At 60.6% G+C, this 20,929-nt stretch carries 18 protein-coding genes; 8 read left to right on the top strand and 10 right to left on the bottom strand.

Annotated features, from left to right (window positions below):
- Window positions 1-352: 352 nt before the first annotated feature.
- Entirely contained in the window at window positions 353-1,540 is a 1,188-nt protein-coding gene (locus LG294_RS16930) for a mandelate racemase/muconate lactonizing enzyme family protein (RefSeq protein WP_404287807.1), read from the bottom strand.
- A gap of 129 nt (window positions 1,541-1,669) precedes the next feature.
- Between LG294_RS16930 and LG294_RS16925 the strand changes: the two genes are divergently transcribed.
- The gene (locus LG294_RS16925; RefSeq protein ID WP_404287805.1) at window positions 1,670-2,398 is read left to right on the top strand and encodes a GntR family transcriptional regulator; all 729 of its coding nucleotides are present in this window, start codon (window positions 1,670-1,672) and stop codon (window positions 2,396-2,398) included.
- 312 nt (window positions 2,399-2,710) lie between these two features.
- On the opposite strand, the gene LG294_RS16920 is transcribed toward LG294_RS16925, so the two are convergent.
- Both LG294_RS16920 and LG294_RS16915 read right to left on the bottom strand, forming a co-directional pair.
- On the bottom strand, window positions 2,711-3,061 hold the full coding sequence (locus tag LG294_RS16920) for a hypothetical protein (RefSeq protein WP_404287803.1): 351 nt from the start codon (window positions 3,059-3,061) through the stop codon (window positions 2,711-2,713).
- The gene (locus LG294_RS16915) at window positions 3,046-3,204 is read right to left on the bottom strand and encodes a hypothetical protein (RefSeq protein ID WP_404287801.1); all 159 of its coding nucleotides are present in this window, start codon (window positions 3,202-3,204) and stop codon (window positions 3,046-3,048) included. The genes LG294_RS16920 and LG294_RS16915 overlap by 16 nt, the downstream gene beginning before the upstream one ends.
- Before the next feature lie 680 nt (window positions 3,205-3,884).
- Here LG294_RS16915 and pstS point away from each other — a divergent pair.
- Window positions 3,885-5,027: a phosphate ABC transporter substrate-binding protein PstS gene (gene pstS / locus LG294_RS16910; RefSeq protein WP_404287799.1), complete on the top strand. Its 1,143-nt coding sequence runs from the start codon at window positions 3,885-3,887 to the stop codon at window positions 5,025-5,027.
- A 277-nt stretch (window positions 5,028-5,304) separates the two neighbouring features.
- Window positions 5,305-6,672: an MFS transporter gene (locus LG294_RS16905; protein ID WP_404287797.1), complete on the top strand. Its 1,368-nt coding sequence runs from the start codon at window positions 5,305-5,307 to the stop codon at window positions 6,670-6,672.
- Window positions 6,673-6,686: 14 nt separating this feature from the next.
- Here LG294_RS16905 and LG294_RS16900 read toward each other — a convergent pair whose 3' ends face one another.
- Window positions 6,687-7,352, bottom strand: coding sequence for a histidine phosphatase family protein (locus LG294_RS16900; RefSeq protein WP_404287795.1), 666 nt, complete (start codon window positions 7,350-7,352; stop codon window positions 6,687-6,689).
- A 103-nt stretch (window positions 7,353-7,455) separates the two neighbouring features.
- Window positions 7,456-8,688, bottom strand: a complete 1,233-nt coding sequence (locus LG294_RS16895) for a CynX/NimT family MFS transporter (RefSeq protein WP_404287793.1) — start codon at window positions 8,686-8,688, stop codon at window positions 7,456-7,458.
- A gap of 516 nt (window positions 8,689-9,204) precedes the next feature.
- Between LG294_RS16895 and LG294_RS16890 the strand changes: the two genes are divergently transcribed.
- Window positions 9,205-9,849: an arsenate reductase ArsC gene (locus LG294_RS16890; RefSeq protein ID WP_404287791.1), complete on the top strand. Its 645-nt coding sequence runs from the start codon at window positions 9,205-9,207 to the stop codon at window positions 9,847-9,849.
- 28 nt (window positions 9,850-9,877) lie between these two features.
- On the opposite strand, the gene LG294_RS16885 is transcribed toward LG294_RS16890, so the two are convergent.
- The 4 genes from LG294_RS16885 to LG294_RS16870 are packed head-to-tail and all read right to left on the bottom strand — an operon-like array spanning window position 9,878 to window position 14,649.
- Window positions 9,878-11,677: an ABC transporter permease subunit gene (locus LG294_RS16885; protein WP_404287789.1), complete on the bottom strand. Its 1,800-nt coding sequence runs from the start codon at window positions 11,675-11,677 to the stop codon at window positions 9,878-9,880.
- A gap of 12 nt (window positions 11,678-11,689) precedes the next feature.
- Window positions 11,690-13,210 carry an ABC transporter substrate-binding protein gene (locus tag LG294_RS16880; RefSeq protein ID WP_404287787.1) on the bottom strand — a complete coding sequence of 507 codons (1,521 nt, stop codon included), beginning with the start codon at window positions 13,208-13,210 and terminating at the stop codon, window positions 11,690-11,692.
- Window positions 13,211-13,228: 18 nt separating this feature from the next.
- Entirely contained in the window at window positions 13,229-13,915 is a 687-nt protein-coding gene (locus LG294_RS16875) for an ATP-binding cassette domain-containing protein (RefSeq protein ID WP_404287785.1), read from the bottom strand.
- Entirely contained in the window at window positions 13,912-14,649 is a 738-nt protein-coding gene (locus tag LG294_RS16870) for an ATP-binding cassette domain-containing protein (RefSeq protein WP_404287783.1), read from the bottom strand. The genes LG294_RS16875 and LG294_RS16870 overlap by 4 nt, the downstream gene beginning before the upstream one ends.
- A gap of 347 nt (window positions 14,650-14,996) precedes the next feature.
- Between LG294_RS16870 and LG294_RS16865 the strand changes: the two genes are divergently transcribed.
- The 4 genes from LG294_RS16865 (at window position 14,997) to LG294_RS16850 (ending at window position 19,514) form a co-directional block, all read left to right on the top strand.
- Window positions 14,997-15,995, top strand: a complete 999-nt coding sequence (locus LG294_RS16865) for a pyridoxal-phosphate dependent enzyme (protein ID WP_404287781.1) — start codon at window positions 14,997-14,999, stop codon at window positions 15,993-15,995.
- Window positions 15,992-17,620, top strand: coding sequence for an FAD/NAD(P)-binding protein (locus LG294_RS16860; RefSeq protein ID WP_404287779.1), 1,629 nt, complete (start codon window positions 15,992-15,994; stop codon window positions 17,618-17,620). Before LG294_RS16865 ends, LG294_RS16860 begins: the two co-directional genes overlap by 4 nt.
- Window positions 17,620-19,041: an alanine racemase gene (locus LG294_RS16855; protein ID WP_404287777.1), complete on the top strand. Its 1,422-nt coding sequence runs from the start codon at window positions 17,620-17,622 to the stop codon at window positions 19,039-19,041. The genes LG294_RS16860 and LG294_RS16855 overlap by 1 nt, the downstream gene beginning before the upstream one ends.
- Before the next feature lie 86 nt (window positions 19,042-19,127).
- Complete coding sequence (locus LG294_RS16850) at window positions 19,128-19,514, top strand: VOC family protein (RefSeq protein ID WP_404287775.1); 387 nt, start codon at window positions 19,128-19,130, stop codon at window positions 19,512-19,514.
- A gap of 551 nt (window positions 19,515-20,065) precedes the next feature.
- Here LG294_RS16850 and LG294_RS16845 read toward each other — a convergent pair.
- Window positions 20,066-20,524, bottom strand: coding sequence for a hypothetical protein (locus LG294_RS16845; protein WP_404287773.1), 459 nt, complete (start codon window positions 20,522-20,524; stop codon window positions 20,066-20,068).
- Window positions 20,525-20,929: the final 405 nt, after the last annotated feature.

The raw sequence follows: 20,929 nt of genomic DNA, 5'->3' as shown, positions 1-20,929 counted from the left end.
GTTGGGATTCAGCGCGGTGCCGGAATCTGGGAAGGGATAGCAGGTTTTTGGTCTGTCGGTGCGATTTCCATAGGCTTCCCCAGAGGGAATGCAGAGCAGGATTTTCCATGGCGGCACTTTCTAAGATTGGTTGTTAGAAGGGGATGACGAATAAGCCGAACTTTGCGTAAAGAGTCCCGGGATGCGGGAGAGCTGATGGGACAGCAGATATCGAAACGGAGCCGCGCACCGAGAAAGGGAGAGGTCAGGCTGCGTTCAGAGGGGCACTAGCGCGTGCAGGAAGAACTTAATTGGAGAAGAATTGGGAGCGGCGATTCCCGTAGACCCGGATGGCAACGGGAATCGCCGTTGATTAGTGAGTTAGAACTGGCTGCTTAGTGTGCAGAGCACGCAGGAGCTCGTAGAACTCCGCTTTGCCTTCGAGCCCGATGCCCGGCAACTCACCGGGTGCCACCCGGCTATTGACGATGACTGCATCGTCAGTGAAACCTCCGGTGGGCTGGAACTCTCCCGGGTAGGATTCGTTGCCTCCAAGCTTCATCGCAGCGGCGATGTGCAAGGAGAACTGGTGCCCACCATGGGGGATGCAACGGCGTGAGGACCAGCCGTGCTGGGCAAGCATGTCCTGGACCCGGCGGTATTCGGTCAAGCCGTAGCTCAACGCTGGATCTACCTGGATGTAGTCGCGGTCCGGGCGCATTCCACCGTGGCGGATCAAGTTGCGGGCGTCTTGGAGGGAGAAGAGGTTCTCCCCGGTGGCGATGGGGTTCTTGTAGTTCTCGGACAATGTGGCATTCAGCGAGTAATCCAGCGGATCGCCGACTTCTTCGTACCAGAACAGGTTGTACTTATCGATGGCCTTGCCGTATTCCAGCGCCGTTTCAAGGTCGAATTTTCCGTTGACATCCACCATCAGGCGGGTTCCGTCGCCATCCAGGACTTCCAAGACAGCTTCGATGCGTTTGATGTCATCGGCCAGGTCTGTACCACCGATTTTCATTTTGACGATGTCGTAGCCTGCATCCAGGAATCCGCGCATTTCATTTTGCAAGTCTTCCAGTGTCTTACCCGGAGCATAGTAGCCGCCGGCGGCGTAGACGAAGACATCTTCATCCGGGTTGCCATCTCCGTAATGATCGGAGATCCACCGGTACAGCGGCACTCCTGCGATCTTCGCAGCCAAGTCATGCAGGGCCATATCCGCGACGCCCACGGCAACCGAGCGCTCGCCGTGGCCGCCGGGCTTCTCATTGCCCATCATGATGTCCCAGGCCTTCTCGGGGGACAGCTCCTTTGCCTCGTCCAGTAGATCTTCAGGTGCGGCATTGAGCAGTCGTGGAATCATGCGTTCTTCGAGGATCGCCGTGGCGTTATAGCGTCCGTTGGAGTTGAACCCGTAGCCGACCAGCGGTTTTCCATCAACGATGACGTCGCTGACGAGGGCCAGAATCGTGCAATCCATTTTGCTGAAGTCGATGTATGCGTTGCGCATTGACGAGCTGATCGGGATGGTTCCGGTGTGGGCCGAGACAATTTTCACGGGGTTTCCTTCTCTTCGGAGTTCTACTTATAAGCAACTTATAAGAGTCTTATAAGATATTTAGGTAGACTATACTGGAAGTGATGCGGGGCACAACCCCTTGGGTCATAAATAAACAAGTAGGGGAAAATGAGTACTACGAGTACCTTCTCAAGCAAGGGTGCTATGGCGTACAGCGAACTGCGTCGCCAAATCGTCTCAGGCGAATTGAAGCCGGGCTCACGCCTTTCGCAGTATGACCTCGCGGAGGAAATGGGTATGAGCATCACCCCGCTGCGCGAAGCGATTCGGCAGCTGGCCAGCGAAGGCTGGGTGGAAATGGACACCCACCGAGATGTTCGTGTCTCGCCGATGAGCGGTGCAGAAGCCCGGCAGCTTCTTGAAGTGCGGCTCTCAATGGAACCGGTAGCAACGCAGCTAGCTGCCATGCGCCGTACAGACCGGGATATCGAGGAAATGAAGAAGGCTGCCGCCGCCCTGCTTCCGGTAACCCGCGCGTGGGGAGAAGACGCGGTCGCCGCGCACAGGGCGTTTCATCGCGCGATATACGCAGCGTCGCATAACGATGTCATGATCCGCCTGCTCGATGACCTGTGGGACAAGACAGACAGATATCGCCGCGTTGGGTTGGAGCTTCCTGCTGGAGATGAGCCGAGAACCCTCGACTTGAACCAGCACCACGAGATTCTTGAGCTGGTGATTGCCGGGGAAGCTATGAAAGCCGCAGAGCTGACGCACTCCCACATCGTCAACAGCCTGACCGCCGAGGTGACGGGAGCGCTGGAAGATCGCGAACACCGTATTTCTGGTGGGTTCCTGAAATCCCTATGGGGTCCGGCAAATGCTGGCAGGATTTAGCAGCATCTCCCAATAATCCTGGAGCGGACATTGCTCTGATGTTTCGCAAGCCCTATGTCCGCGAGCGCGCAGTCGATCCACGAGCTTTGCTGAGCAGAGGAGTCCCGGTCGCAATCTCGTTGCGAGGTCCTGCCGGCGAGTCTCCACGCGCGGGCAGCCGTGGCAAGCTTGCGGGGTGGCTCCGACGGCGGATAAATACTTTTGGGGCGCCGGGATCTCGATGATTCCGTCCATGAGCCGGTAGCGCTCCAGCAGCCTGATCGCCCCGATTGCCTTGGAGTTCTGCGGCCGCACCGTTTCTGAATCGGAACCTTAAACGATCTCGTCGTCGAGCCCGATGGAAAACTTGCCGAACTTGCCAGTTATCGGCGCGTAGGAATCGTGCAAATTCACCCACGGTTCGGCGGACTGCGGCGGCTCCTCGACTGCGGAAAATTCTTGATCGGAAGCGCTTGGCTTGGCGTCCCTAGGCTGAGGTTTGACATGGCTTTGAAGGATTCGATGACCCTTGCTTGCGCGGTCACCGGGTGCCACGAATTCCCAGTTCACCACGCCGTTCACGGGCGCGTTGCGGGGTTGTGCCTCATCTAGCTCGATGCTCCCGGAAATCGGCAGGGTGTTCTCAACAATGCCCGTTTCCACAATGATTATTTCGGTTGGCACTTCGCCGGCGGGGCAAGCCGGTCGTCGTCGGCAGAGGTGCTGTTGGTAAAGGCGAGACTAACGAGGCTGACGACGGTGAGGACACCGAACACCATCGTGGCAACAGGACAGATGATGCGCCGGAATAAGCGGCGTTGGCTCATGCGGTAGCTCGTTTAGCCATTCAATGAACAGCAAATCGCCCAGCGAATATCGGGATTATTTGGCGAAATCAAACACCCTTGACCGAAAATGTTGGATTTTGCAGTCAAAGTACTGTGTGGACTTTGACAGCTGCAGGAGATGGGCTTGACCAGTGACATCCGTGGTGGGGTGAAGGCGCTGGGAAGCCACATCTCCAGACTTATCGGTCCGGGTTCGGTAAAAATCTATGCCTGGCGGAGTTGGAGACCGAGGTTGCCAACGCATCCAGTTGCCAGCCACTGCTGGCAACTTAATGGCTCGCACACGCAACATGGCCGAACGGTTAACAACGAAGCGGGCATTCGCGAAGCATAGAGCCGCAACGTGAGAGCTGAAGATGATGTCGCCGTGCGCTTCAGGAACGGAGTTCGATCAGACAGCGCACCAATTGCCGTGGGGGGAATAGTCATGGCGCGGCTGCACGTGGATGGACGATCAGGACTTTTCATTAAGCCGGTGGCTTTCGATTAGGCTGGTCGGGATCTTCCCAGTGTTGAGAATTCGCCTAATGCGTGCGTGCCCGATTCGCCGTAAGGTGGTTGCACTAGTGCGAAGTAATGCGTTTCGAGCTTTGACCATTATGATGTTTGACTTGTATTTTCATCGCGTCCATTAATTAATCCAAGATTTGAGGAGCACCGTGCGCCCCAGCCTCTCACGCCGGCAGACACCTGCCCGTTCGCCCAAGCTCATTATCGCTGCAAGCCTGGTTACGGCACTTTTGCTAGCCGGATGCGGATCGGATTACCCGTTGGGCGAAGAACAGCGAAAGGCCGCCGAGGGCAATGCCTCGAATCTCGAAGGCACACTGACCGGAGGCGGCTCGACAGCGCAGAACTCAGCGATGAATGCCTGGACCACCGAATTCGCCACGCTGCACCCCATGGTCCAGGTGCAGTACGCCTCGGTGGGCTCAGGCGCAGGGCGTGCCGGGCTGCTGGCCGGCGGCACCGAATTCGCCGGATCCGATGCGTACCTCAAGGAAGAAGAGGTCCAGAGGTCGATTGAGACCTGCGGTCCGCAGGGCGCAATCAATATCCCCGCCTATATCTCACCGATTACTATCGCGTTCAACCTGCCGGGCATCAGCGAGCTGAACATGGACGCTGAAACCATTGCCAGGATCTTCTCCGGAGAAATCCGCTCCTGGCAGGACCCTGCCATCACCGCCCTGAATCCAGGGGTGGACCTGCCGGACGTACCTGTCACCGGAGTGGCGCGCGCCGACGACTCGGGAACCACCGAGAACTTCACGGAATACCTGCATAGCGTTGCCCCGGACGCGTGGACCCATGAGCCCGATGGCGGCTGGCCGGACGCGACCGGACTGGAAAAGGCCCAGGGCAACGCTGGCGTGGTGACCACCGTGACCCGTGCAGTCGGTGCAGTGACCTATGCCGATGACTCCCTGGTGGATGAGAATCTGGGAAAGGTGAAGCTGAAAGTCGGTGACGAATTCGTGGCGGTCACTGGCGAAGCCGCAGCCCTGGCGGTAGCCGAATCCGAACGCGTCAAGGGCCGCGATGAGCATGACATAGCCTTGGAGCTGGACCGGAAAACCACCGCAGAAGGCGCATACCCGATGGTGCTGGTCTCCTACCTGCTTTTCTGCAGCAGCTATGCGGATGCGCAGACCGTCGAGCTGGCCAGGACTTTCGGCCAGTATGTGGTCAGCGACGAGGGCCAGAAGGTTGCCGCCGACTCGGCCAAGAGTGCCCCGATGCCAGCCCAGCTGGCCAAGGAGGCCCGCGCGGCAATTGATTCGATAACCGCCGCATCCTAGCGGCTGCGATTACGGTAGCCCGCCCGTGCGATAAGTCGACTGCCTCGAGTTCGGGTCTCGCTACTCCCGGATACTGCTTGAACCCGGAACGCAGAAAGGGCGGGATAAACAGAGAGCTGCGCTGCTTTTCCAGAAACTCGCGCGCTCCAACCACCCTTGTAGAACTGCGAATACAGGCCTAATATCGGGGCTAGGGAGTCAATCCAAGATCGGCGCTGATGGCCCGATTAGGTGAAGGAAAGTGCTCCCGGACACTCGCAACATTCGAGGAGGGGCAATGAGTACTTCAGCTTCCGCATCGGGGCGCATGACGCCGGAGCAGAAAAGGGTCGCTGGTGCGACAATGGTCGGCACCACCGTCGAGTGGTACGACTACTTTATTTATGCAAATGCGGCGGCTCTGGTACTGGCGCCGCAGTTTTTCACTCCGGCCGAAGGATCGCTGGGTTCGATCATCGCCTTCGCCACGGTGGGCGTCAGCTTCCTCTTCCGGCCGTTGGGCGCGATCGTGATGGGGCGGGTGGGTGACAAGTACGGGCGGCGAGCCGTGCTCATCATTACCCTGGTGCTGATGGGCATCGGCACTACGCTGGTTGGCTTGCTGCCAACCTACGCAACCATTGGCATCTGGGCTCCGATTCTCTTGATTTTCCTGCGTATCGTTCAGGGCTTCTCGGCAGGCGGCGAATGGGGCGGTGCCGCGCTGATGGCGGTGGAGCACGCCCCGGATCATGCGCGCGGCAAGTTCGGCGCGTTCCCGCAGCTCGGCGTCCCGGCGGGAATGCTGCTGGCTTCGGCGGTCACCGCGATCATTGCCGCTGTCGTTTCACCGGAGCAGTTCATGGCCTGGGGATGGCGAATTCCGTTCCTGTTCAGCTTCGTGCTGATCCTGATTGGCTACTACATCCGCCAGAGGGTGGAAGAGTCGCCGGTCTTCGAGGAGATGGCCAAGACCAAGCAGACCGAGACCGCGCCTTTGTCCACGTTGTTCAAGAAGCATCCTAAGAAGGTCATCCAAGCGACCTTGGTGTTCATGGGCAACAACACTGCCGGCTATATGCTGACCGGCGGTTTCATTCTCGGTTATGCAACGAACAAGTTGGATCTGCAGGCCGGAGATATTCTGAATATCATCACCGTTGGTTCCTTGGCTTGGTTGATATCCACTTGGATTGGCGGGGTGGTCTCGGACAAAATTGGCCGCAAGAAGATGTTCATCATCGGCTGGATTTTGCTGCTGATTTGGCTGTTCCCGCTGTTCTTGCTCATTGAGACCGCGAATTTGGCATGGATCACCGTTTCTCTTGTGGTCTTTGGCGCCTTCATGGGCTTCTCCTACGGACCGCTGCCAGCGCTCTATGCGGAGATGTTCCCTGCCCGCATTCGACTCAGTGGTTCCTCGATCAGCTATGCCTTGGGCTCGGTAGTCGGCGGCGCCTTCGCGCCGACAATCGCGGCTGCTTTGGTGGGTAAATTCGACACGACCATCGCGGTGTCAACGTACCTGTTCATTTGGGTGGGTGCTTCGTTGGTCGCGACGCTGACCTTGAAGGACCGGACCGGTGTGGACTTGTATCCGCACGAAGGGGAAGCCGAGAACGCCGACCTTGGAAAGCGTGGTGTGGCCGGGCCGGAAAACCTATGAGTCAATCAGGGCCGTTAGTCTCGGGCGAGAGTGTCCGCGGACGCGCCGTCGGTGGCCGGATCTTCCAGATCCGCTCCGCCGATGGCTTGTTCCTGCCACTGGGTGGCACGCCAATTTCCCGGGGATCCCTCCACGATGACGGCTCCGGTGTTGGACACTGAATTCTCCGCGGAGTACGCGGCGTCGAGGTTCTCGCACCGGGCTGCGGCCCATACGCGGATGATCGCCCCATGGGTGAAGATTGCCGCGGTCTGTACTCCAGAGGCTGCCACTTCCTCCACGACTTCATCGAAACGCGCCAACTCGGCTTCGCCATCCGGGCCGCCACCGGGCATCGGGGTTTTCAGCTGCCCATCGGCCCATCCGAGAGCGACGGACAGGTAAGTCTGAATGGACTGCTGATCATTGGCCATCTCAAGCGCACCGGCCGATATCTCACGCACTCCGCTGCGCACCGCGACGCCCAGCCCGAGGGCTTCCGCCAACGGAGCCGCGGTTTGCTGGGTGCGCACCAGATTCGAGGCATAGATGGCCTCGATGCCCGTTTCGCCCAGCAGAGCCACCAGTGCTTCAGCCTGCTGGTGCCCGAGGTCGGTCAGCGGCGCCCCCGGAGCATCGGTGTCCAAGTGGTGTCCGACGTTCGATGGGGTCTGTCCGTGTCGAATGAGGAAAATACGCATGGCATCATTGTGCCCATTGCCTCGACGCCATGGAAAGTACGCCACGTGTTCGAGTCACGTGGGCGTCACGTTAATGGAATTCTTCCTGGGAGGCTGGAGCCTGTTAGGCATGCTGGATCGAGTTCAGCGGCGAGTTCTTGGGCAGCAGAACCAGGACCATCGCCAAGCCCAATGCCCCGAAGGATGCGCTCACCCACCAAGTGGATGACCATCCTCCGGTGAGGACTACTAGCCAGGCGACAAGCATTGGCCCGGTGAAGTTCCCGATATTGAAGATCTGCTGCATGAGGCCCATGGCGGCCGGGGCCGAGCCGCCTTCCGGTGCCAGATCAACCGCCAAGCGCGTCATCGTGGCCGGAACGGCCGCACCGCCTAAGGAGAACAGCCCCACGCAGAGCACCTGAACGAGCAATAGCGAGTTCGGGTAGTTGATCGCGAAGGTCAAAAGAGCCATCGCGGACATGACCACAAAGGAGCCCAGCAACAGTTTCTTGCCTGCGATTCCGCGTTGCAGCAGAAGTCCAGTGATAATCGCTCCAAGTGCATTCAGCCCGCCGACTACCGCCGAGAATAATCCGCCGAGAATTGGAGATAGCCCGTCTTCGCGGAAAATGGTGGGCAAGAATCCGATGATTGCCATCCACTGCACCGTATAGCAGCCGAAGATAATGCCGCTGATCCAGATGCGGCCGGAGGCGGCGGTCACGGCGATTCTCCGGAAGGCTTCCTTAGCGCTGGTGCCTCCGCCTGGGGCAGAAACGGAGACGAACTTGAGAATCAGGAAGATCGGGATCACGGTCAGTACCGAGAGGACAAGCCACCAGCTCTGCCAAGTGATGAAGCGCAAGGCAATCGCGGTTCCTAAAACACCGAAGAAGGTGGCGATGCCCATGAAGGCCGCCCACCAACCTACCGCGAGGTTCATGCGTTGCAGTGGTGCGTGGGCGCGCACCAGGCCAGGGCCCATAACGCTGCACATGATCACCCCGGCTCCCTCGATGATTCTGGTTCCCAGCAGCATCCCGGCGTTGGGGGAGAATGAACCAAGGGCCGAACCGAGGATGAGCAAGAGCAGCCCGAGAATCATGATTTTCCGCTGGGAGTAGATTTCGGCCAGCAGCGACATGGCCAAGCCGCCGAGCATGCCGGCCACCTGCACCACCCCTAAAAGTACGCCGGAGAGGATCAGCGAGATATGCAGCTGCTCCTGCAGTACGGGAATCGCCGAGGGTAGTTTCCAGATATGCAGGGCCGCCATGATGCCCGCAAAAACGGTTGTTATCCACGCTGCATCCGAGCGCTGATGCGCTTTGGCCGGGTTGGTCTTAGGTGTCATGTTACGTCCTTCCATCGTGGACCACGTGCGGCGAATTTTGTGATCCAAGACATTCCCATGGATTCTTTCATGTCCTGCCGAAAGACGTGCTTTTATAACGGAAAGTGCGACCCGGGAACAAGCCGCTCGCCCAAGATGGCAGGCGTGCCGTGGGGGACTTGCTGGGTGGCCATCGAGATTGTGCGGCGGCGATTAAATACTGTTCGAAGCGTTGCATTTTGCCCGGGGGACGTACTGCCTGCGGCGATCCAAATGAATTCTTTATTAACCAGCAAACTGAGACATTGACAATCGTCGATGTATTACCGAAGATTAGATATCGATAGTCATCGATGTCTGGTGGCGCAAGGGTCAGTGGTGAAGCGAGGCGGATTGTGCTCTTCCATGGCCGATGAGTTTCAGTTGATGTTCTTCTTGCCGTCGGCATCAAAAATGCCTCGCAAAAATCACCGATCTTCACAATGTTGCTGAGTGGCGATGCGTTGCCAGCTGAGAAAAAGGAATAAGGCAGTTCACATGACTTGGACACCGAACGACAACGATCCCACCAAGGACACCCACGTATTGGGCCGGATGTCTGAGCATCTAGCCGAACGCTACGCGGGCACATTCACTCCCGAGATGGTAGAACGCTATGTCTTCGAGTCGTACACCACCTTGGGGCGTACCGCCCGAGTGCGTACCTACCTGGCGGCCATCGCGACCCGTTTCGCAGATGACAGATTGCGCGCGCTGGCCCAATCCATGGGTAGCATTGCCAAGGCGGATCCACAGGTATTGTTCGTCAGCGTGCAAAATGCCGGGCGCTCGCAGATGGCCGCCGCATTGCTCGCCGAGGTTTCCGGCGGGCGGGTGGAGGTCCGCTCCGCGGGCTCGTTGCCCGCCGGTGAGATACAGCCTTTGGCGGTGGAGCTGCTCAAGGAACACAATATTAGCTTGGAGGATGCGTTCCCCAAGCCGCTCACCGATGACGTGGTTCGCGCCGCCGACTATGTCATCACCATGGGTTGCGGTGACACCTGCCCCATCTATCCAGGCAAGCAATACCTGGACTGGGACGTCGCCGATCCGCAGGATGTGACCCTTGAGGAGGCGAGAGAGATCTACGCCGACATTGAACAGCGCGTGACCCAGCTCTGGGAACGCATCCAATCTTCCTAAGCAGCCGGAGCACCGCCGCTACAGTGCGCTATGCGCCCGAGATGCCTGCGGGCGCAGGTTCCGCGGGCTTGGCCGCGGCCCGGAGCGGCTTTCGCGGCGCGCGACGCATCCCGGCGACGGCCACCGCGCAGACGGAGGTCAGCACCAAGGCAATCGCCGGGGCGAGCGTGGTCCACGGGGCGCGCTCCACATAATTGATGCCTTCGGCGAGCAGCAGCCCCCACTCGGGCATGGGCGGCTGCGCGCCGAGACCGAGAAAGCCGAGTGCGGCCAGCGCCAGCGCCACGCCCGGAAGGCGCAGCATGCCGTGGCGCAGCAGCGCCGGAAGGGTGGCGGGAAGAACATGCCGGGTGAAGATCTCGAAGCGTGTCATCCCGGCCAGCGGAAGCCAGCGGATGTGGCCCATGGCGCGAGCCTCGTCGATCAGCGAGGCGGCATGCGTGGTCAGCGGCGGCCAGGTCACCCACAGCACCGCAAGCGCCGCTCCGCCGACGGAGGGCCCGTAGAGCGCCGCAATGATCACCCCGGCAAGAATCGGAGGGGTCGCATTGGCGATTTCCGCCGGTCCGCGGGAGATCTCGCCGAGCAGCGCCAGCAGCAGTCCGATGATGATGGCGCACAAGACGATCAGCAGCGCGGGGGTGATCGTCCCCAGCGTTCCGTGGGCGACCCGCGCCAGCAGATCCCGTCCGCTGGAGTCCGCGCCGAACGGCAGGGCCAGGCTTGGCGCGGCCAGCCGCTGGTGCGCAATGGCATAAGGGTCCCGCGGCAGCCCGAAGCCGAGGATCGCCAGCAGCGCGGCGCAAGTGATGAGCGCGGTGTAGCGCGAGATCCGGCCATCCCCGCGCGCTTCGGGAGCCGGAGGCAGCGAGCCCGGCGGAAGGGCTCCGCCGCGCAGCCAGCGCCGGGCCAGCGTGGTGAGCAAGCCGATGAGCACCGCGGCCCCGGCCATGAGCAGCACTCCGGCCTGCAGCGCGGGGATGTCCTGGGCGTTGGCGGCGCCGAGCAGGTAGCGTCCGAGTCCCGGGATCGCAAAAATCTGCTCCACGGCCACCGCGCCGCCGAGCAGGCCGATGAACACCAAACCCAGCTGGTCGATAATTGCCGCGGCCGCCCGGCGCAGCACCCCGGCCAGGATCACCGGGGCGCCGGCGCCGGACAGGCGCCAGACATTCACCCAGGGTTCCCCGCCGGCCCCGGAGATCGCATCGGCGAGCAGCCGTCCGAGCAGCCCGCCCGCCGGGATGCCCAGCGCCAGCGCCGGAAGGATGGCGGTCTCCACCCCGGTCCAGCCGTAGGGAGGCAGCCAGCGCAGCTGCACCGAGACGAACACCAGCAGCAGGCTTGCCAGCAGGAATTCGGGCAGTGCGGTCAGCGCGACGCCCACCGGTCCGGAACCGCGGTGCGGCCGGTCGCGCAGCACGCGCAGCGCGGCGGGGGTGATCAGGCAGCTGGTGACGAGCAGTCCCACGGCGATGGCGAAGACGGTCAGCGTGGCCGAGACGGACACCGCGCGCCACACGCCCGGTGCGATCTCGGCCCCGCTGACCCAAGAGCTGCCCAGATCCCCGCGCAGCACCGCGGACCACCAACGCAGGCTGGAGGCCAGCGGCCCGCCATCGAGTCCCAGTTGCTCGCGGATTGCCGCCAGAGCCTCGGGCGTGGGCTCCAGTTCCGCATAGCGCGCCCGCAGCACCGCGGCGGCCGGGTCGGTGCGCGAGAGCCAGGGCAGGGCGCCGGCAATCAGCAGCAGAGCCAGGGCGCTGAGCAGCCGCGAGGAGAGGGAGGCCAGCGTGTTCTGCCGCCCGCCGGGAGCACTATTTTTCATCGAGCAGATGCCTTACTCGGAGCCGAGCCGGGTGGTGGCGGTGATCAGCTGGCGTTCGCGCGGATCCCGCGCGGCATCTTCCAGCTGTGGAAGCTCGCCCTGGATGACTCGTTCGTGCAGCAGCGGAATCGCGGCGTCCGTGCCCAGGATCCGGGCTTCGGCCAGCATGATCCGGCGCTGGCGTTCTTCACCGGCCTCGGTTTCCGCGGCTGTGTCGATGGCCTGGTCAACTTCCGCAGAGCAGAGCTGGGAGATGGCGAAGCCGCCCTCGCAGCTGAAGTCCGAGGCGAGGTAGGCCACTGGGTCCCCGGAGTCCAGCACTGTGGCCCGGGAGAGGATGAAGGCGTCGAATTTTCCGTCGAGGGCATCGGCTTCGATGTACTGGTATTCGCGCACATCCTGGCTCACCTCGAACCCTGCGGTTTCCAGCTGCGCTTCGAGCAGCACCGCCACCTCGGGAAGCTCCGCCCGGTCGGTGAAGGTGCCCAAGCTGATCTTCACGCCCTGCACCTTGGCCGGTTCGGCCCGGCCGCCCAGCAGTTGCTGGTAGTCGGCGTCTTGGCGGTAGTTCGCTGCGTAGGGCAGGGCCGGGCCCAGCAGGCCTTCGGCGATATCTGCCCGGTCCTCGTACACCGATCCGACAATGGCGGCGCGGTCGATGGCCGCCCGTGCCGCGGCGCGGATGGCCGGATCCTTGAAGGGACCTTGCTCGGTATTCAGGTAGAGCGTATTGGTGCGCGGCATCGGCACCTCGGTGAGCAGCTCCTGATCCACCGAGGCGGCCTGCCCGGCCGGAATGGCCTCCACCACATCGGCTTCCCCGGTGCGCAGCGCCGCGGCGCGGGCGGTGCCGTCGGGGACGAATTTCACGTCGATGCCCGGGGCTTTGGCCGGCTCGCCCCAGTAGTCCGCGAAGCGGTCCAGGGTGGCGCCCGAGACGCCGTCGACGGCCATGAGCTGGAAGGGTCCGGTTCCGGTGCCGAGCGGATTTACCCCGGATGCGGTGTAAGCGGCCGCGTCGAAGATAGCCAGCTGCGGGCTGGAGAGCCGCTGGGGCAGCAGCGGGTCGGGGTCCGCGGTGGTGATGCGCACGCCCTGCTCGCCGTGGGGTTCCACGGTGAGCTCGGTGCCGTTAAGGATGCGCGGCACCGGGGTGGAATCGATGGCGCGGCGCAGCGAGTTCACCACCGAGTCCGCGGTCAGCGGCTGCCCGTTGTGGAAGCTGACACCTTCACGAATGCTGAAATTCCAGATCAGCTCGCCTTCGCGGGTCCACTCGGTGGCCAGTCCCGCGGTGGCGTCCCCGGCATCATCCAAGTTGACCAGGGTTTCCGCGGTGGACCAGCGGGAGAGCTTGAAAGCATCGTCGCTCAGCGGGCTGAGTCCGGAGCGCGGCGGCTGCATATGCGCGACGGAGATGCGGTCCGCGCTGGCTTCGCCGGGGCTGGCGGTAGAAAAGCACCCGGTGAGCGTGAGCGCGCCAACCAGGGGGAAGAGGAGCAGTGCGAGGGTTCTGGAACGTGGTCGAATCATAGGTTGTCTATTCCTTGGCTAATTGAAGCGAATTTGGTCCGGTGCACAGATGCGCACCGTGCGCGTACACCGCGCGGCGAGCTGGGGGTCATGGGTCACCAGAAGCAGCGCCACACCTGAAAGGGCTATGGTCGCGAGCAGGTCGGTGGACACCGCGAGCGCAGTCTGCGGATCCAGGGCGCTGGTCGGTTCATCGGCTACGAGCACCGCAGGTTGCACGGCTAAGGCCCGGGCAAGGGCCGCGCGTTGCGCTTGGCCGCCGGAAAGCTGGCTTGGACGCCGCTCTAGCAGTGCAGGATCAAAATGCGCGAGCTCGGAGGCCTGTGCAATCAGCTGCTCGGGGGAATGGCCGGGCAAGAGCCGCTCGATGGCATTGGCCATTGACTTGCGAATAGTCCAGCGCGGGACCAAGGCGGCCGCCGGGTCTTGCGGAACTCCCTGCACCAGCCGGCGCCGCTCGGTTGCGGCGATCCTGTGCGGTGCGGCCCACTGCTGGCCCTGCACCTTGATCTGGCCGGTGGCCGGTGCGCGCAGCCCGAGGACTATCTCGGCAAGCGTGGTTTTCCCGGCTCCCGAGGAACCCACTACGGCGATTGATTCACCGGCCGAAATCTCAAAATTCGTCGAAGCGAGGACCTGCCGCTCCTTGGCTCCGCGCCCGTGGGTAGCGCTGATCTGCGTTACTTCCAGTACGGCCCGGCTCATATCCTTGCTCGTTCCATAGCGGGTTCGGCGAGCTTGCTGATCTTGCCGGATTCCAGCGCGAGCCGACGGGTCGCCAGGGCGTTGGCTACGGCAGGATCATGCGTCACCACGACGAGCGTTTGCCTGGCGGTGATGACGCGGTCAAGCAGAGCCAGGGTCTGGTCTCGCGAATCGTGATCCAGGGCGCTGGTCGGTTCGTCGGCGAGAATCAGCGGAGCCTCGCTGAGCACTGCCAGCGCGACCGCGGCGCGTTGCGCCTGCCCGCCAGATAGTTCCGCGGGCCTCCGCTGACTCAATGCAGGGTCGCTGAGCCCCACCGCGGTGAGCGCCTCGTGGACCTGGTCGGCGCTCTTTCCGGTGACCTTGTGCAGTTGCCGCCCCAGCGGGAGAAGCGGGTGCAGTGCATCGAGTCCGCGTTGCGGGATGAATCCGATGCGATTGAAATTCGCAGTGCGGCTGCCGGTGAAAGCCAGGCCTGCCGCCCATCGTCCGGTGAGCGTGGCGAGAAGCAGGGATTTGCCACTGCCAGAGGGGCCGGTGATGACAATGCGCTCGCCGGGGAACAGCGCAAGCTCATCGATTTCAAGCAGGGTTTGCTGATCCTGCACGGCAATGACCCGAGCGTTTTTGAGGCGGATCAGTGGTGCGGCCGACGTATCGAACCGAGTGATGGGCTGCTGCGGAACCGCGTGCCTGTCCGTGGCGCGCTGAGCGAGTGTGCTCTTGAGTGTCATAATGAGAATGATTATCACTTAGATTAGAGTGTTGGCGCAAATCCTGCGTTTGCCCGTCGGACAGCAGCGCTGCGGAGCAACTGGTTGCGGACCGGGACAGTGGCGCGCTCAGCGAATCCGGGATGTGGCCAGGACCGTTCGGTGAGGCATAGTTTCTGCAGGTATTCGTTGAATTTGGCGGTGGGCAGCGCAGTGGGAAACGAAAAATCGACTCTTAAAGGTGCGTTTTGCTAGCTAGTTCCGATCTTCCATGTTTAGACTTGCCGAACTGGTAGCGGTGGAGGTCACACCGCATTCATTTTGCAAAGCACTTGTCAGCAGGATTTGCCACCGCCCGAATGCGAGTAATGATCATGGATAGTGTAGGAACTTTGAGTCCTTTCAACTCACCAACGGTGAAGCTGGACAGGCTTTTTGACGCGCCTAGCATTGAGGTTTTTGCAAAACTGGATTTGCTGCAGCTCTCCGGGAGTACCAAAGAGCGCACCGCCGGGAGCCTGATCGATGCCTTTATGCGATCGGGCCAGTTGCAGGCCGGCGGCATGGTCGTCGAGTCGACATCCGGTAATCTGGGGATCGCCTTATCCAGGCAGTGCGTGGTGCGCGGGATCAAATTCGTGGCTGTAGTCGACGAGAACGCCAATAAGTCAGCGTTGGAGATCATGCGAGCCTACGGCGCCGAGGTTGATCTGGTGCTTGATCCGGCGGACGGGAACAAGCTCGCCGCCCGCCGCCGACGCGTGGAGCAATTACTCGCCGAAAACCCGGGCGCGGTGACAACCAACCAGTATGGTTCACCGCATAATCCCGAGGCGCACTATTCGACCACCATGCCTGAAATCATTGAAGCTATGGACGGGCACCTGGACATGCTCTTTGTCGCAACCAGCACCACCGGAACCCTTCTCGGCTGCCAGAAATATGTGCGCGAACATGGCTTGGCCACCGAGCTGGTGGCCGTGGACGCGCTGGGTTCGGTGCTCTTCGGCGGAGACTCCGGCAACCGGCGGCTACCTGGACTCGGGGCAGGGATTGTCCCGGCGCTGGCCCTGCAATCCGAACCGGATCGAGTGTGCCGAATTCCGGAGATCCAGATGGTCCGCGGCTGCCGGCGGCTTGCACAGCGCGAAGGAATTCTCGCCGGAGCGTCAACCGGGGCGATTGTTTCAGCCATGGACCAGCTGCTCCCGGAGATTCCGGATGGTTCACGCATTGCCTTCTTGGTTCACGACTCCGGGGTGCCTTACCTGCAAAGCGTGTACAACGATGACTGGGTCCGCGACAATCTGGGCGAGGAGCCGGAGCTGGATAACTCGCAGTCGTTGGAAGACTCTCCAGCCCGATGACCCGCATTGCCATGATTGGCGGCGGTCCGAAGTGCCTGTTCGCGCTGCTTGAGCTCAACGATGCGCTGACCAAAGATCAGAGAATTCCCGTTCAGGTGGATGTCTACGATCCGTATCCTCCGGGGGCCGGCAGGGTCTGGAACACCGGCCAGCCGCGTGAGCTGCTGCTGAACGTCAACTCCCGCATTATCGACGCCTCATCCACCTTGTGCTCCCAGAGTTTCGATGAATGGCGGGCTGTAAACGGCGGTAATGCAGGAGAGAAGAACTTTCCACCGAGGGCCTTGGTAGGTGAGTACCTGAGCGAGCAATTTGCGCGACTCATTGAGGATGGGAAGCTGAATCTGGAACACCGGTTATCGGTTGTCACCGAAGTTGTACGCCATGGTTCGCAGTGGGAAGTCTCCACCGCACAAGGAGCCGAACTCTACGACGAGGTGGTGATCGCGACCGGGCACGGACTCGCCGGATACCGATCGGAAGTCATGCTTGATGGGGCACTCAGCGCTGCGCAACTGACGGTTGAATGCGAAGCTGACGCGATGGGCAAGGTGCAGCCGGGAAACAACGTTCTCATTCGCGGTGCGGCATTGACCGCCTATGACGTGGTCCTGACGCTCACCGATGGGAGGGGCGGTGGATGGGAACCGGTAACCCGTGACGGACTCTCTTCCCTGCGTTATCTTCCTAGCGGAAAAGAACCGGCGCACATCACCATGACTTCACGTACCAATATTCCTATGAGCCCCAAACCGCAGAGCATTCCAGCAAACCTGCACGAGGTACTGGACGAGTTTCGAACTCAGATTCGCCAATGGGGCGCGGCGAACGCAGCCCAAAGCACCAAAGCCAATGAGCAACCCGAAGCGGATCTGGAAGGGCTGTGGCAGATCCTGCTGGCTTGCGCCCTGCGGTGCGCGCAGCGAAGCGGCATCCGGGCCTCCGTCACGGAGCTGTTCATTACCGTATTTGCCGGACAGTCCGAGGCGATGTCGGCCATCGCATCACCGGCCGAAAAGCTGCGTGCCAGTCTGCGAGCCAACCGCGGAGTTGACCCTGCCACCCACGAATGGATCTGGGCCATAGTCTGGTCAGGACTTTATGCGCAGCTGGTTCAGGCGCTATCCAGAATCCAGTGGACCGTCGGGGACCGCGAGCGGTTCAACCGTCTGGCAGCAAATCTCGAACGTATGGCTTTCGGACCTCCCGAACCCACCGCGCTGAAGCTGCTGGCACTGTTTGATGCGGGAATACTCCACCAAGAACCATCCGCCGATGCCGCGCCTGCGGACGCGATAATGATCGATGCGGTGACCGCACCAGCAGGGGCGCTCAGTGGCCCGGTGCCGGACGGAATCCCCACTCATTCCTTGTTCAGCAGCTTGCTCGCGAACCAGGAAATCCTGATCCGCCACGCAGAACGCGGACTGCTGACGGACACCGACGGCACCTGCCTGAACGCCCGAGGCGAACGGAACGAATCGCTGGCTGCCCTGGGCAGGCCTACCGAAGACCCCACGCTGGGCCACGACACCTTGAACCGCACCCTGCACCCGGAATACCGGGTTTGGGCCCAGCGAATAGCAACGAAGATTACCTCCGCAAGCCAGAAAGTAGCCCTTTGATGCCCTCATCCATGCACGGAACTGCTCCGCTCACCGCTCGTCTGGAACCCTGGATGGAGCGGCTTCTTTCCGATCAGGTGCTATGCCAAGAATTGCTTGAAGAGCATGGCTCGCCGTTGAACCTGCACGATTTCGCACCGATGAGCCGGAATATCGGAGAGCTACGCCAGGCTGCGGCCGAACACGAAACCGATTTCCAGATCTATTTGGCGCGCAAGGCAAACAAGACGATCGGCGCCATCGACCAGGCTGTCGCGGAGGGTTGTGGCGTCGACGTGGCGAGTTTCCACGAACTCGACCAGTGCCTGAAACGTGGAGTTCCGGCAGAGCGGCTGATCGTCACGGCTGCGGTGAAGTCACCAGAACTGCTCACATTGGCGGTGGAAAATGATGTGGTGCTGAGCCTGGACAATGTTGACGAGGCGCTGGATCTGCTGGATATTGCGGCTCAGTCCGTCCGCCGGGTTCGGGTTGCGCTGCGCCTCGCCTCAACGAACCCAAAGATTGCTCCCACACGTTTCGGGCTCCGCGCGGAGCAGTGGCTGGAGTTTCTTGGCTCTGAGGACCGAACCACGCGCTTGGAGGTGTGCGGCATCCATTTCCACCTCAATGGGTACAGCGCGCAGCAGCGGGCATTGGTGCTGGCCGAATCGCTGCGGCTCATTGACGCGCTGCGGGAGTTGGGCCATGCCCCGGAATTCGTGGACATGGGTGGCGGAATCCCGATGTCCTATCTGGATGATGCCGCGCAATGGTCCGGTTTTTGGGAGGATCTTGCTGCCTTGCCCGCTGGAGATGAGTCCTTGACGTGGAAATCCGATCGGCTGGGCGCAACGGGAACGGAGCCAAGCGGTTCGGTGTATCCCTACCACCAGAAGTTGATCCGCGGAGAATGGCTGAATCAAATTCTTGCAAGCCATCCGGAAGGCGAACATGAATCCGTAGCGCAGATGCTCAAGCGACGCGGCGTTCAGCTGCGCTGCGAACCCGGCCGGACACTATTGGACGGTTGCGGATTGACGCTTGCAAAGGTGGCTTTCGTTAAGACCCGCAGCGATGGGCTGCCACTAGTGGGCCTTCATATGAACAGAACCCAATGCCGTTCAACGTCGGCGGACTTCCTCGTCGATCCATTGCTCCTCCAAACAGGCACACCACGAAGCGATCGCGTCGCGCTGAGCGCGTTTTTGGTGGGGGCTTATTGCATCGAGGAAGAGCTGATCTTGCGGCGTCGTTTCGAGTTCCCGCAGGGCGTGGCCGCCGGGGACCTCGTGGCATTTCCCAATACCGGGGGATATCTTATGCACATCATCGAAAGTGGATCCCATCAGCTGCCCTTGGCGCGTAATCTTTGCTGGGATAACCAGCAGTGGACGCAAGACATTGGCGACAAGGAGCGCACCGAAATGCTATCGAGGTAAAGCTGCGCTGGCCTGCCGACGTTGAGGCAAGTTGTGGCCGCCGCAGACCGTAGACCGGTGACTTGTTGGGCGTTAGTCTGAAGCCCATGACGGCGCTTATTTCTCATACGACTTTTGACAGCATTGATGCTTTCGCCCAATTGGTATTCTGGGGCCAAGTTCTCGGTTTTCATCAAGACCCCGATGACCCGAACCTTGCCGGGGAGGAAGAGTGCATGATCTTCTCCGCTGACGGTACGCAGCGCTTGCTGTTCATTGAGGTGCCCAATGCTAAACAGCTCAAAAACCGTGTGCATCTTGATCTGAAACCAGAAAATGGCACCCGCGACGAGGAGCTGGCGCGGTTGCTGGCACTGGGGGCGCGTGAAGTCGAAGATCTTCGCAATCCGGATGGAACCGGATGGGTGGTGCTTGCCGATCCGGAGGGCAACGAATTCTGCATTCTGCGCAGCGACGCCGAACGCGAAGATTAGCTTTGTTCATACTGGAAGTGGATACAAGGACGCAATGCTGAGCCATTGATCTAAATCAGCAGCCTCCTATCGATCCATGCAGTGGCGTCGCCACACAAGAAGCAACGCGTGCATGGTGGAGCTATGATCATCAGGAGCACCAGCATGCCTGACCCACCGCAGAGAATCTTTCGGGCAGCTTGCAGAGCGTTCCACCAGAGGTCGCCGAGCTGGCCGCATTGTTGGCCAGCGGGCGGTGCCGACTACGTCCGATAGAAAGACCAACCAAGCGAGACTTTCGGTGCCACGGGGCTGGCGAAGGCCCTGGCTGCGACACGAAGCAAACTGATTGGACGAGCCCGGTCCGATGGTCTGGTGTTAAATTCATGTCGAAGACCGATGTGCCCACGAAAAACCAGAACCCACTGCTTGTGCAGATCTGGGCATAGTCCAGATCATTCAACTAAACGAATGTTCGCCAAGTCTCACGAAAATACGAACTCTTCATATGGAAGGGCAACTGGTGTGCGGTATATCCAGGACACCAAAATTCACTTTTACCTCACTCTTTGTTACCGGTGACCGACAAAAATTTTACGGACTAAAACGAACAGCACTCCTGCGAATGCCATGGCGACAAGTGAAACGACTGATCCTTGTACAAGTAGATTAAGACCTTCCATGACTCCCGCGGATTCAACAATAAGAACCAGCACTCCAACAAGTGCGCAAACATAGCCCGCTTTGAGGGCTGACGAATCATCGCATAGTCGACTAATGGAAACACCCCAAAATATCGAAGCTATTGGCACTATGGCAATCAGCGAAATAGAAGCATTAAAAGTGTAATAACCGGCGATGGCAGCAAGTGGACCCGCCAAGGTGCACCAAAGTGCGTGCCGCTTGGTTAAATGTGCCGGTTCGCTGTTTCCAATATTCTTCGAAAGCGAAAAAATCTTGACAACCATCCAAGCGACGCAGATGCCAAGAAGCCCCAGTCCTAGCGTCCCCCAGGTAGCCGTTGTGCTCATGGATGCAGCTATGCCGAAGATAGCCAAAAATAGTGGCATCGATGGCAGAGCTACTACATCTCTACGTCGTAGATTTATTAGCATGCTGTCATCCTAGCTTTAAGCCTTCTCGTAGGAATATAAATCTTCTCTGTCAGATAGTAGCGGCTTGAATAGATTGAGTTGCTCCCCGAAAAATGAAGACACCCTCCAGGCTCCGGCTGATCTATGCTTTGAAGCTTTTGCCCACCGTCAGCTTCACGGAGACGGAGGGAACATCAACATCCCGAGAGACCAGCCCACCCGGGGACGATGCCGAGCATCTTGTCTAGGGAGCCGCCAAAGGCGGTCTGCAGGCATTGACCAAGGGAATCGCGCGCGGATATGGCAAAGATGAGGTGCTTTCGTATGCAATTTCTTCGGGTG

Origin of the sequence: Glutamicibacter arilaitensis (assembly GCF_044793945.1) — a bacterium.
Lineage (GTDB): Bacteria > Actinomycetota > Actinomycetes > Actinomycetales > Micrococcaceae > Glutamicibacter > Glutamicibacter arilaitensis_B.
The sequence above is the reverse complement of the archived record's forward strand: the minus strand, read 5'-3'. Positions and strand labels throughout refer to the sequence as shown.